Raw genomic sequence first — 12564 nt, forward strand, 5'->3', positions numbered from 1 at the left:
AAAGTCAGCGGATGACGCTGACACCAACGCGCCCTACACTTTTTCGCGAAGGAACACGAACTCCGTGTCGTCATAGGCGCGCCGCTCGAGCTCCTCGAACCCCGCGGGCGCCGCGAACGCCGCGGCCTTCGCCTCCTCCACCACGAGCAGCGCGCCCGGCGTCAGCCAGCCGCCGTCGCGCAGCGAGGCGAGTGCCTGGTCGGCGAGACCCTTGCCATAGGGCGGATCGAGAAACACCAGCGAGAACGGTTCGACCGGATGCGCCGGTCCGAGATCGGTGGCATCGCGGCGATAGACCTTGGTGGTCCCGCCAAGGCCGAGCGCCTCGACATTGGCGCGCAGCAGCGCCCGCGCCTCGGCGCCATTGTCGACGAACAGCGTGAACTTGGCGCCGCGCGAGGACGCCTCGATGCCGAGCGCGCCGGTGCCGGCAAACAGGTCGAGCACGCGCGCATCCTCGATCGGATTGTCGTAGGCGTGGATCAGGATGTTGAACACGGACTCGCGCAGGCGGTCCGCAGTCGGACGGATCTCGCGGCCCGACGGCGACGCGAGATTGCGGCCCTTCAGCCTGCCCCCGACGACGCGCATTACAGAGCTCGGACGTTTGCCGCACGCGCGGTGCGTTCCCTCCCCCCTTGTGGGGGAGGGTTAGGGAGGGGGGTGCCACACGGGAGGTCTGAGCAAGCGGTACCCCCTTCCCCAACCCTTCCCCACAAGGGGGAAGGGAGCAGAGCGTGCCGTTCAGCAACCATCGCGGCAAAAAACGCGCGGCCCATTCCGTTCCTCTACTCGTCCTTCGGCGTGAGATCGCGCTTGCCGTGATAGCCGCGCTTGGGACGGCGCGGCGGGCCGTAGCCGTTGGCCTCGTCCTCGTTGCGGGCGCGCGCCTCCTCGCTGCCGGTGCGCTGCACCAGCACGCGGCGGCCCTTGCGGTCATTGATCGTCTCGCGCTTGCTGGGCTTCGGCTTCCTGGCGGGCGCATCGTCGCCGCCGTCAACTTCGCGCTGCTCCGGCCGCGCGAAGTCCGCGCCGGCGACCTTGGCGATCTTCTCGCCGAGCTGCTCGCGCAGCACCCGCGTCTTGACCTCCTCGACCTTGCCCTCCTCGAGCTCGCCGAGCTGGAACGGGCCGTAGGAGATCCGGATCAGCCGGTTCACCTCGAGCCCGAGATGCGCCATCACGTTGCGCACCTCGCGGTTCTTGCCCTCGCGGATCGCGAACACCACCCAGACGTTGGCGCTCTGGTCGCGCTCCAGCGTCGCATCGATCGGCCCGTACTTGACGCCGTCGACCTCGACGCCGTCCTTGAGCTGGTCGAGCTGGCCCTGCGTCACCTCGCCATGCGCGCGCACGCGGTAGCGCCGCAGCCATCCGGTGTCGGGATGCTCCAGCGTCCGCGCCAGCCCGCCGTCATTGGTGAGCAGCAAAAGGCCCTCGGTGTTGAAATCGAGCCGGCCGATCGAGATCAGCCGCGGCAGGCCCTCGGGCAGATTGTCGAACACGGTCGGCCGTCCCTCGGGGTCGGCATGCGTCGTCATCAGCCCGCGCGGCTTGTGATACATGAACAGCCGGGTTCGCTCGCGCGGCGGCAACGGCTTGCCGTCGACCGCCACGACATCGTTCTCGGTGATATCGAGCGCCGGCGAATTGATCACGCGTCCGTTGACCGTGACGCGGCCCTGGGTGACGATCTCCTCGGCATCGCGGCGCGAGGCGAGACCGGCGCGCGCCAGCACCTTGGCAATGCGTTCGCCCGCCTTCTTCGGCTTCGGCTCGGGACGCTCGCGGCGGTCATCAAAGGCACGTTCGCGATAGGCACCGCGGCCGCCGAAGGCCGGGCGCTTCGCAAAGACCTTGCTGTCGTCTTCATTCTCGCGGCGCGGCCGATCGCCGAAACGGCCCTCGCTGCGCGGATGCTCCTGCCAGTCGGTGCGGCCTTCGGGGCGCTCGCGCCGGCGATTGTCGCCACCAGCCTCGTCTCTTTCCCAACGCGGCCGGCTGAACTTCGGCCGCTCCGAACGATCGCCCTGCTCGCGATCGTCGCGGGAGCGCGAGAACCGCGGCCGCTCGCCGCCGCCGCGATCGTCGCGCGGCCTGTCGTAACGCGGCTTGTCGAAATTGCGCGGGCCGTCGCGGAACGGACGCGAACCGCGCTCCGGACGATCGGAACCGCCTTCGCGCTTCTGCCACGGCTTGGATTCGCCGCGCGGCGGCCGGTCGCCAAAATCCTTGCGCGGGCCGCGATCGCCGCCGCGATCCGACGCACCGCGCTTGAACTTGCTGTCGCCGCCGAATTTCCGCGCCGGCCGGTCGCCATCGCGCGACGGACGATCGCCGAACGATCGCTCGCCACGCGGCGTATAGGGCCGCTTCTCGCCGTCGCGTTCGCGCGGCGTGTAAGGCTTCCGGTCGCCGAACTTCCGATCAGAAGACCGCCCCGCCGGGCGGGCATCATCGCGATCGCGCCGCGGCGGGCGGTCGTCGCGATTGAAGTTCGGACGGTCGCCGCGGGGCGTGTACGGCCGCTTTTCGCCGCCACGATCTTCGCGCGGCTTGAACGAACGCTTTTCGCCATCGCCGCCGCGATCAAATCTCGGCCGGTCTTCGCGCGGCTTGAAGGTGCGCTTCTCGCCATCGCCGTCACGCGCTGGCCGATCGCGGAACGGCCGGTCGCCACGGGGGCGATCGTTGCGGTTGAACCTCGGCTTGTCGCCGAACTCGCGGCGCGGCGGACGGTCCTCGCGATCGCCGCGGTAGGGCCGCTTCTCGCCATCGCCCTTGCCGGCAAACTTCTTGTCGCCGAAGCCGCGCTTGGCAAATTTCTTGTCCGGTCCACGGGCGGCGCCGGAGCGGCCCTTGCCGCCGCCGGAACGGCCTTGGCCGCCGCCGGGCCGATCACGCCGGCCGCGGGAATCGTTGTTTTTGTCGCTGTCGCGGGGCATGAATAATCTCGCTGGACGCTCAATTGGGATGCAAGGGCAGCCGGGCGTACGCGCCCTGTTGGCAGCGCATTTGACGCAAAACCGGCATCCACTTTTGCTGAAGGCGAAGCTACTAGCAGGTTTCTTCCGATGATACGAGGCATGTCAGCCCCTTCTTTCATGGATTTGGCGCTGAAAACGGCCGAAAACGCCGGAAAAGCCGGCGAAGTTCCGATCGGATGCGTGATTGTCCGGGGTTACGAGATCATCGCCACCGCCAGCAATCGCACCCTCACCGACCGCGATCCGACCGCCCACGCGGAAGTTTTGGCGATCCGGCAGGCCGCCGAGGCCATCGGCACCGAGCGGCTGGTCGACTGCGACCTCTACGTGACGCTGGAGCCCTGCACCATGTGCGCCGGCGCGATCTCCTTCGCCCGCATCCGCCGGCTGTACTACGGCGCCGCCGACCCCAAGGGCGGCGCGGTCGAGTCAGGCGTGCGATTCTTCGCGCAGCCGACCTGCCACCACGTCCCGGAAGTCTACGGCGCCGTCGGCGAGACCGAGTCCGCGACGCTGCTGAAGGATTTTTTCAAGGCGCGGCGGTAGGGCCTACGCACCTCTCGACATGCAGCAAGTCAACCCCGTCATCCTGAGGAGGCCACGGAGCGGCCGTCTCGAAGGATGTACGGCCACCAGCCGGGCCGTGCATCCTTCGAGACGCGCTACGCGCTCCTCAGCGACTGTGTTCTTCGTCAAGCGGGTTGCCATGGTTTTTGGTCCCTGAGCATGGCGTTGAGGGTGGTGAGAACTTTGCGCGCGACGGCGATGAGGGCGACCATCTTGGGCTTTCCAGCGGTCACCAGGCGCCGATAGAAGACCTTGAGCTGCGGATGGTATCGGCTGGCCGACAGAGCGGCCATGTAGAGCCCGGCGCGCAGCTTGGCTCTTCCGCCGCCGATCATGCTCTTGCCCTTCCAGCGGCCCGACTGGCGGGTGAACGGGGCAAGACCGGCGAGGCTCGCGATCTGGCGCCGATTGAGTGCGCCGAGCTCCGGCACCTCGGCAAGGAAGGTCCGCGCGAGGGTGTTGCTCACGCCAGGAAAGCTGACCAGCAGTTCCTCCTTAGCGCGCCAGACTGGCGAGCCGCGCACCAGCGTGTCGATGTCGTTGTCGATCTCCGGCAGCTCCTTCTCGAGGACCTTGATATGGCGGGCAAGGCTCTTGCGGACGCGGACATTCTCGGCCCGCTTCTCGCGCTGACGCTCGGCAACGATCATCTCGATGATCTGCCGTCGGCGACTGACCAGTTCAGCCAGCAGCCGGGCTTCCTGATCCGGCATGGCACGTGGCTCCGGCTTTACGGCCTCGACAAACCGCGCGATCACTGCCGCATCGATCGGGTCCGTCTTGGCACGCTGACCAACCGCCTGCGCGAAGTGCCGGATCTGGGCCGGATTGACCACCACCAGCGGCAGCTGAGCGCCGGCCAGCGCAGCAGCGACGATGGTCTCGAAGCCGCCGGTTGCCTCCACCGCAATCAGCGCCGGCGAGATCACCTGCAAGCGCGCAACGAGCTCTTCCAAGCCTTTGCCGTCACGCGCCACGGCAAAGGCTTCCCCGCTCGGACGCACATGTACGTCCAGCCGGTCCTTCGACACATCAATGCCAACGTAGATCGCGTCCATCTGCACCCCTCCTTGCGCAACCGGGCTCGCCAGGCGGCCCTCGCGACTGTTCGGGTTCAATGGAACAACGGACGGGGCGCCGCGCTGAGGCACGGGCTTCAAAGCCCTGGGATGAAGCGGTCTCCCGTCCGCTACCGCACCGGGCACTCTATCCGATCCGGCGATTCGAGACTTACAAGGATGACGGTGGCCATGCGGAGTCATCCCTCCAGGAAAAACTCCCGCAGCAGTTTCGCCGTCGCGTCGGGGGCCTCCTCGGGCAGGAAATGCCCCGACGGCACCGGCGCGCCGCTGACATTGGTCGCCCAGTTCTTCCAGACGTCGAGCGGCGTCGTTGCGGCGCTGGCAACCCCGGCATCGCCCCACAACGCCAGCATCGGGATCGTGATCTTCTTGCCGGCGTCGACGTCGGCCTTGTCGATCTCAAAGTCGGCATAGGCGCCGGCGCGGTAGTCCTCGCACATCGCGTGGATGCGGGCGGGATCGCGGAATGGTGCAAGGTAATGCGCGAGCGCGCGCGGATCGATCGCCTCCAGTGTCTTGGTTCTGGTCTGGCTCGCCATCTTCTCCTTGAGGAAGAATTCGCCATTGTTGGAGATCAGCGTCTCCGGCAGCGGATAGGGCTGCGCCAGGAACGCCCAGTGGTAGATCTTCAGCGCCGAGAGGCGGTTGAGCTTCTGCCAGTAATCATAGGTTGGCGCGATATCGAGCACCGCAAGCTTCGACAGCCGGCCGGGATGATCGAGCGCGAGCCGGTACGAGACGCGGCCGCCGCGGTCGTGACCGGCGAGTGCGAAATGCACATGGCCGAGCTGCTCCATCGCCTCGACCATGGTCTTGGCCCAGACCCGCTTGGTGTAGGGCGTATGATCCTTGTCGCTGTCGGGCATGTCGGACCAGCCGTAGCCCGGCAGGTCGGCGATGATCAGCGTGAATGTGTCGTCAAGCTTCGGCGCGACCGTGTGCCACATCACGTGGGTCGAGGAGAAGCCGTGCAGCAACAGCAATGGCGGGCCCTTGCCGCCGACGCGGGCGAAGATGCGGCCCTGCGAGGTGTTGATCCATTTGGATTCATAGCCGGGAAAAAGATCAGCGAGATCAGGCATCGGTAGCTCCCCGGTCGCGTGCGCCGTGCTTCAAACTTTGTTCGGCGTTGCCGCTGGTCCAAGTGAGGTTTATGCCATTCTCAAGCCCAAGCAACAACAACACCAAACGAGGAAGTGCCATGTCGATCGATTTCGAGATTCCGGCTGAAGCCAAGGCGATCCGCGAGAAGGTCCGCAAATTCGTGCACGACGAGTGCATTCCGGCGGAAAAGGAACTCGACACCAAGCCGCTCGCCGAGGTGCTAGCGCCGCTGCGCAAGAAGGCCCGCGCGCAGGGCCTGTGGTGCCCCTTCGTGCCGAAGGAGTATGGCGGTATGGGCCTCGGCCCGCTGGCGAACGCGCTGGTGCAGATGGAGCTCGGCGAGAGCATGCTCGGCGCGCTCTCGATGAACACGCAGGGGCCGGACGACGCCTCGATGATGACGATCCTGGCGCACGGCACCGAGTACCAGAAGGAGAAATTCCTCAAGCCTCTGCTGAACGGCGAGAAGCGGATCTGCTTCTCGATGACCGAGAAGGCCGCCGGTGCCGACGCGACCGGCATGCAGACCACGGCGGTGAAGGACGGCAACGAGAACTACATCCTCAACGGCGAGAAGTGGTTCTCGTCGTCGGCGAGCGTCGCCGACATGGCGCTTGTGATGGCGAAGACCGATCCGAACGCGCCACGCCACAAGCAGTATTCGACCTTCATCGTCGAGCTGCCCAACCCCGGCTACCGCATCAAGCGCAACGTCGCCAACATGGCGATCGAGGGCCCGCACGATGACGTGATCCATGGCGGTCACTCCGAGATCGAGATCAAGGATCTCAAGGTGCCCGCCGACAACCTGCTCGGCGGCGAAGGCAATGGCTTCAACATGGGCCAGCACCGCCTCGCCTACGGCCGGCTGCGCCACGGCATGCACAACGTCGCCAAGGCGCAGCGCGCGCTCGACATGGCGGCAGCGCACGTCACCAAGCGCTCGACCTTCGGCCAGCTGCTGGCCGACCGCCAGGCGGTGCAGTTCATGCTCGCCGATTGCGCGAGCGAGCTCTATATCGGCCGGCTGATGCTGCTGCACATCGCCTACAAGGCGGAGAAGGGCCTCGACATCCGCCAGGAGAACTCGATCGCCAAGATCTTCCACGCCCACATGGTGCACAAGGTGATCGACACCGCGATCCAGCTCCACGGCGCGCTCGGCTTCAGCCAGGATACGCCGCTGGCGAAATGGTACACCCAGGTGCGCTCGCAGCGGCTGGTCGACGGCCCGGACGAGGTGCACAAGTGGAAGATCGGCAAGAACGTCATCAAGGCGTTCCGCGAGCACGGCACCACCGCAAGCGCGGCGGGCGGGGATTTGCTCTGATCCGCTTCGTCATTCCGGGGCGGCGCAAGGCGCCGAACCCGGAATCTCGAGGTAATGTGAGAAGCACCTACAACATCGAGATTCCGGATCGACGCGCGATGCGCGTCGTCCGGAATGACAACTAGGTCCGCTCCGCCTCCACCGCTTGCCAGGCGATGTCGCGGCGGCAGAATCCCTCCGGCCAGTTGATGCGATCGACGGCCTGATAGGCGCGATCGCGTGCCTCGGTGACCGTCCTGCCCATCGCGCAGACGTTCAGCACCCGGCCTCCGTTGGCGAGAACAGCACCATCCTTGGCCACCGTGCCAGCGTGGAAGATCTCGACGCCGTCGACCTTGGCGGCGTCATCGAGGCCGTCGATCCGCGCGCCCTTGATGTAGTCGCCGGGATAGCCCTTGGCCGCCATCACCACCGTCAGCGCCGGGTCCGGATACCAGCGCAGGTCGAAGTTCTTCAACTGCCCGTCGATCGAGGCGAGAAACGCCGGCACGATGTCCGACATCATCCGCAGCATCAGCACCTGGCACTCGGGATCGCCGAACCGCACGTTGTATTCGAACAGCTTTGGGCCCTGCGCGGTCAGCATCACGCCGGCATAGAGCACGCCCTTGAACGGCGTGCCGCGGCTCTTCATCCCGGCCACCGTCGGCAGGATGATCCGCGCCATGATCTGGTCGTGGATCTCAGGCGTCACGAACGGCGTCGGCGAATAGGCGCCCATGCCGCCGGTGTTCGGCCCCTTGTCGTGATCGAACACCCGCTTGTGGTCCTGCGCGGTCGCGAGCGAAATCGCGGTCTCGCCGTCGCACAGCGCAAAGAAGCTGATCTCGCGGCCCGACAAAAATTCCTCGATCACGACCTCGGCGCCGGCCGAGCCGAACGCGCCCTCGAACATCATCGCAATGGCGGCTTCCGCTTCAGACAGCGTCTGCGCCACCACAACGCCCTTGCCTGCGGCGAGCCCGTCGGCCTTGACCACGATCGGCGCGCCCTGGGCGCGGACATAAGCCACAGCGTCCTTTGCATTGTCGAAGCGGCGATAGGCGCCGGTCGGAATGTCGAACTCGCTGCAGAGGTCTTTCGTGAAGCCCTTGGAGCCCTCGAGCTGCGCGGCCTGCTTGCTCGGCCCGAACGCCTTGATGCCTTCAGCGGCGAGGTCATCGACGATGCCGGCGGCGAGCGGCGTCTCCGGCCCGACCACCACCAGATCGACCGCATTGCGCCGGCAGAATTCGATCACCGCGGCATGGTCGGCGACATCGAGCGCGATGCATTCGGCCTCGCGCGCGATCCCGGCATTGCCCGGCGCGCACCAGAGTTTCGTCACCAGCGGAGATGCCGCGATCTTCCACGCCAGCGCATGTTCGCGGCCGCCGGAACCGAGCAGGAGGATGTTCATCGGACACAGGCTCAAAAAGGGTGCAAGAGCTGTGTCGGTCGCACGAATCCCCGCCGGCCTGCAAGGGGCGACGGGGCCGATTCCCCCGTCATTCCGGCTCACGGCTGCTTGCCGGCGATGATCTCCTGCAAGGTCGCGACATGGCGGGCGAACGCGCCACGGCCGGCCGCGGTGGCGGTCACGGTGGTCTGCGGCTTCTTGCCGACAAAGGCCTTGTCGACCGCGACATAGCCGGCCCGCGCCAGCGTCTCGATATGGGCGCCGAGATTGCCGTCGGTGGCGCCCGTCAGCTTCTTCAGCCGGGCGAATTCGAGCCCGCTTGAGACCGGCAGCGCATTGAGCGCCGCCATGATCCGCAGCCGCAGCGGCTGGTGAATGATCTCGTCGAGTTCCGCCATCGATCAGATCCGGCGCATCCAGAGGCCGCCGAGCACCAGCGCACCGCCATGCACCACCGCCATCCACAGCAGCAGCGCCGGACCGGCGTAGAAGTAGGCGGTCACGATCAAGGCGCTGCTGCCGAGCGCGATCACGATGAAGGCGTAGCCGAACCACAGGCCGGCGAGCGCATAGAACAGCATCGTGAACAGCGGCCAGAACACCAGCATCTGGCGCGGCCCGAAATGGCCGAGCACCGCCGAACAGAAAATGCCGAATGCGATAAACAGCAGGAACGCCACCAGCAGCCGGAGCGCGAAGGCGCCCGCCCCCGGACCGATGCCGCTGAACGCTGCAATTGCGATCGAGCCTGCGATTCCGATGAGATCGACAACGGCCCAGATCGTATAGCCCTGCGGCGGCCATGTGAAATTGGCGAGGTAGCCCACGAACACCAATACGCCCCACATGACGATGATGAGACTGGCGTTCTGATAGATTCGCGATTGGCGGACGCGCTGCACGACGTCGTTGATGTCGTTCAGCGCCGCGCTGGCCTGCTGGCTGTCGATCATGACGGCACCCCACTTTGCTCGGCGAGCTTGGCGGAAAGCGCAGGTGTATCGGCTGCCGGACGATATTTGCCGATCAGGACATAGGCGATCGTCATGGTGACGATCGACAGCACCAATGCCAGCAGCCCAACTTGTCCGCGCGTCGTCAGCGGCAACAGGCGCACCATGATTTCCGTTGCCGCCGCCGACATCAGCGACACGTAGGACCACGAGATGAAATAGTAGTGCTTCAGCCGCCAGTTCGCCGGGCGCGGGCTGCGCAGCAGCGGAACAATCGCCGCCACGATGCAGGCGAAGTTCACGATCGCGCCGACATGGAACAGGTTGAGAGCGCCGGTGAACCGGTAGACCAGCATCGCGGTCCCGTCGGCGACCACCATGGCATAGACGAAGAAATAGCCGCGCGCCCGGTGGCCCGCGCCGCGTTTGGGACACAGGAATTGGATCAGCCCGACACCGATGCACAGGACAGCCACGACGGCATGGACCGCGCCTGCCGCTGAATGGACGAAACTTGCCAACGTCAACTGCGGGACCATCGGTCAGCCCTCCAGCCAGGTCGCCATCACCCTCAATACAGAGAACTCTGTACCACAGAGTATATGGACAAACAAGCCCGCGCATTGGCGATGGCGGACAAAAGTCCCTACGTTGCGCTGAAGCTCACAAACAGCCGAATCACCTGCAAATGACTGCTGCCGCGCCAAATCTCGTCAACGCGCCCGAGTTCACCGTCTCGGAACTCTCCTCCGCCCTGAAGCGGACGGTGGAGGACCGCTTCGGCCATGTCCGCGTCCGCGGCGAGATCTCCGGCTTTCGCGGCCCGCACTCGTCCGGCCACTGCTATTTCGCCCTGAAGGACGAGAGCGCCAAGATCGAGGCGGTGATCTGGAAGTTTGCCCACGCCCGGATGCGCTTCAAGCCGCAGGAGGGCCTCGAGGTCATCGCGACCGGCAAGCTGACCACCTATCCGAACTCCTCGAAGTACCAGATCGTCATCGACTCGCTGGAGCCCGCCGGCGTCGGCGCGCTGATGGCGCTGATGGAGGAGCGCAAGAAGAAGCTGGCGGCCGAGGGCCTGTTCGACGAGGCCCGCAAGCAGCTGTTGCCCTGGTTGCCCGAGGTGATCGGCGTCGTCACCTCGCCGACCGGCGCGGTGATCCGCGACATCCTGCATCGCCTGGAGGACCGCTTCCCTCGCCGCGTGCTGGTCTGGCCTGTCAAGGTGCAGGGCGACGGCTCGGCCGAGCAGGTCGCGGCGGCGATCCGCGGCTTCAATGCGCTGCCGGAGGGCGGCAGGATCCCACGGCCCGACCTGTTAATCGTTGCGCGCGGCGGCGGCTCACTGGAGGATTTGTGGTCGTTCAACGAGGAGATCGTGGTCCGCGCCGCGGCGGAGAGCAACATCCCGCTGATCTCGGCGGTGGGCCACGAGACCGACATCACGCTGATCGACTTCGTCGCCGACAAGCGCGCGCCGACGCCGACCGCCGCCGCCGAGATGGCGGTGCCGGTGCGCAGCGAGCTGTTCGTCGAGGTTCAGGGACTCGCCCGCCGCACCATGGTGTGCTGGCAGCGCAGCCAGGAGGCCCGCCGCAACGAGCTGCGTGCCGCGGCGCGTGCGCTGCCGGCGGCGAACGAACTGCTGGCGATCCCGCGGCAGCGGCTCGATCATCTTGCTGCCGGGCTGCCGCGCGGGCTGAAGGCAAATACGCACGCGCATTTCCGCCGCTTTGCCGCGTCGAGCTCACGCCTCACCATCGGCGTGCTGCGCGGCCAGGTCGCGCATGCAAGGCAGCGGCTGACCGTCTCGGGCGAACGCATCGCGCTGTCGGCACGTGCGCTGCTGCATCGCAGGCGCGAGCGCTTCAGCGGGCTTGAGATCCGGCTCAAGGCCTCGAAGCTCGCCAACGCCAAGGCCCAGCGCAACGCGATCGCACGCGATCTCGAGCGCACCCACCGCCTCGCCGAACGCGCCCGCCGCGCGCTGCTGACGACGATGCAGCGGCTCGAGGCGCGGGTCGCCCATCGCAGCCAGCTGCTGTCGGCGCTGTCCTATCGCGGCGTGCTAGCGCGCGGCTTCGCGCTGGTGCGCGATGCGCAGGGACACGCACTGCATTCAGCGGCGGCGGTCGGCCCGAACGCCAATTTGTCGATCGAGTTCGCCGACGGCCGCGTCGCAGCCACCACGAATGCCGATCAGCCCGCGGCGACGGTGACGCACGAGAGCCAGCCGAAGCTGCGCGAGGCGAAACCGGCGGCGCCGAAGCGCGTCACCAAGCCGATCGATCAGGGCAGTTTGTTTTAGCGCGCCAGCCACTCCGCGACTTGCTTCTGCGCGTCCTTGCGGGCGCTCGCATCGGTGCCGACGTGACCGGGCTCGATGATGTCGACATCGGACGAGGCCGCGACCGCGTGCAGCGGGAGATTGGCGCGGTCGAAATCGTGATAGGCCTCGGGATAGACCACGATCCGCGCCAGCGCGCTGCGGCCGCGCGCGCCGTCCACCATCTGGTGGCAGGCCGACGACGACGTCACGTCGTCGCGCGCGCCGATCAGGACCAGCGTCGGCACCCGCGCGCTCCAGCCGAGGCCGGACGAGGTGCGGCAATCCGGATAGAACGCGACCGCCGAGCGGAAGTCCGGCTCGACATTGCGCGACCACATCTGCGGCCGCACCGCCCACAGCAACGCGGCCGCGCCGTTACCCCAGCCGATCAGGCTGATGCGGCTCTTCGCCACCCATTTCTGCTGCACCAGCCATTGCCGCGCGGCGTTGATATCGGCAACCCGCGCACGGCGGGTCTGGACCTGATGCTCCCTAATGCGGCACTGTGGCCCGAGCTCGCGCGAGCCGTAGCTGTCCGGCAGCAGCACCGCATGGCCTGATGTGAGTAGTTGCTCGGCCCAGTCGCGATAGCGCGGCAGCACCGCCTCGGAACGGCCAGCAAGACCGCCGCAGCCGTGCAGCGCGATGACCGTCGGGAACGGGCCATCGCCGTCGGGCCGGTAGAGCTGCGCGTGCAGCGTGATATTGCCTTCGGGAATCTCGACCTGATGCGGAGCCGGAAGCGGCGCCGCCGCGGCCGGCGCGGCAAGCATGGCAAGGCACATGAAAACTGACTTGAGGCGCATCCGATCC

11 protein-coding genes and 1 pseudogene are annotated in these 12564 nt (G+C 66.7%); 3 read left to right on the forward strand and 9 right to left on the reverse strand.

The window, feature by feature from the left end; translation table 11 throughout:
* Window positions 1-33: 33 nt before the first annotated feature.
* Window positions 34-594: pseudogene (gene rsmD, locus ACVIGA_RS13585) on the reverse strand (16S rRNA (guanine(966)-N(2))-methyltransferase RsmD); the annotation flags it as partial.
* 194 nt (window positions 595-788) lie between these two features.
* Complete coding sequence (locus tag ACVIGA_RS13590) at window positions 789-2945, reverse strand: pseudouridine synthase (RefSeq protein ID WP_456666774.1); 2157 nt, start codon at window positions 2943-2945, stop codon at window positions 789-791.
* A 129-nt stretch (window positions 2946-3074) separates the two neighbouring features.
* Between ACVIGA_RS13590 and ACVIGA_RS13595 the strand changes: the two genes are divergently transcribed.
* On the forward strand, window positions 3075-3533 hold the full coding sequence (locus ACVIGA_RS13595) for a nucleoside deaminase (RefSeq protein ID WP_223967159.1): 459 nt from the start codon (window positions 3075-3077) through the stop codon (window positions 3531-3533).
* Between the two features lie 146 nt (window positions 3534-3679).
* On the opposite strand, the gene ACVIGA_RS13600 is transcribed toward ACVIGA_RS13595, so the two are convergent.
* The gene (locus ACVIGA_RS13600) at window positions 3680-4612 is read right to left on the reverse strand and encodes an IS110 family RNA-guided transposase (protein ID WP_375777642.1); all 933 of its coding nucleotides are present in this window, start codon (window positions 4610-4612) and stop codon (window positions 3680-3682) included.
* A 200-nt stretch (window positions 4613-4812) separates the two neighbouring features.
* Window positions 4813-5718 (reverse strand): alpha/beta fold hydrolase, encoded by a 906-nt coding sequence (locus ACVIGA_RS13605; RefSeq protein ID WP_456666775.1) that lies wholly within the window; start codon window positions 5716-5718, stop codon window positions 4813-4815.
* Window positions 5719-5837: 119 nt separating this feature from the next.
* On the opposite strand from ACVIGA_RS13605, the gene ACVIGA_RS13610 reads away from it, so the two are divergent.
* Window positions 5838-7070, forward strand: a complete 1233-nt coding sequence (locus ACVIGA_RS13610; RefSeq protein WP_097671618.1) for an acyl-CoA dehydrogenase family protein — start codon at window positions 5838-5840, stop codon at window positions 7068-7070.
* A 121-nt stretch (window positions 7071-7191) separates the two neighbouring features.
* Here ACVIGA_RS13610 and purD read toward each other — a convergent pair whose 3' ends face one another.
* The 4 genes from purD to ACVIGA_RS13630 all read right to left on the reverse strand — a co-directional run bounded on the left by purD (window position 7192) and on the right by ACVIGA_RS13630 (window position 9961).
* Window positions 7192-8469, reverse strand: a complete 1278-nt coding sequence (gene purD / locus ACVIGA_RS13615) for a phosphoribosylamine--glycine ligase (RefSeq protein ID WP_456666776.1) — start codon at window positions 8467-8469, stop codon at window positions 7192-7194.
* 98 nt (window positions 8470-8567) lie between these two features.
* Window positions 8568-8867, reverse strand: a complete 300-nt coding sequence (locus ACVIGA_RS13620) for a winged helix-turn-helix domain-containing protein (protein ID WP_375776932.1) — start codon at window positions 8865-8867, stop codon at window positions 8568-8570.
* 3 nt (window positions 8868-8870) lie between these two features.
* Window positions 8871-9422: a hypothetical protein gene (locus ACVIGA_RS13625; protein WP_456666777.1), complete on the reverse strand. Its 552-nt coding sequence runs from the start codon at window positions 9420-9422 to the stop codon at window positions 8871-8873.
* Window positions 9419-9961 (reverse strand): DUF2306 domain-containing protein, encoded by a 543-nt coding sequence (locus ACVIGA_RS13630; protein ID WP_456666778.1) that lies wholly within the window; start codon window positions 9959-9961, stop codon window positions 9419-9421. The genes ACVIGA_RS13625 and ACVIGA_RS13630 overlap by 4 nt, the downstream gene beginning before the upstream one ends.
* Before the next feature lie 149 nt (window positions 9962-10110).
* Between ACVIGA_RS13630 and xseA the strand changes: the two genes are divergently transcribed.
* Window positions 10111-11730 (forward strand): exodeoxyribonuclease VII large subunit, encoded by a 1620-nt coding sequence (xseA, locus tag ACVIGA_RS13635; RefSeq protein ID WP_456666779.1) that lies wholly within the window; start codon window positions 10111-10113, stop codon window positions 11728-11730.
* On the opposite strand, the gene ACVIGA_RS13640 is transcribed toward xseA, so the two are convergent.
* A complete protein-coding gene (locus ACVIGA_RS13640; RefSeq protein WP_456666780.1) occupies window positions 11727-12557 on the reverse strand; it encodes a dienelactone hydrolase family protein in 831 nt (276 codons plus the stop codon). The genes xseA and ACVIGA_RS13640 overlap by 4 nt on opposite strands.
* Window positions 12558-12564 lie beyond the last annotated feature (7 nt).

It is taken from the genome of Bradyrhizobium sp. USDA 3240, assembly GCF_054063295.1.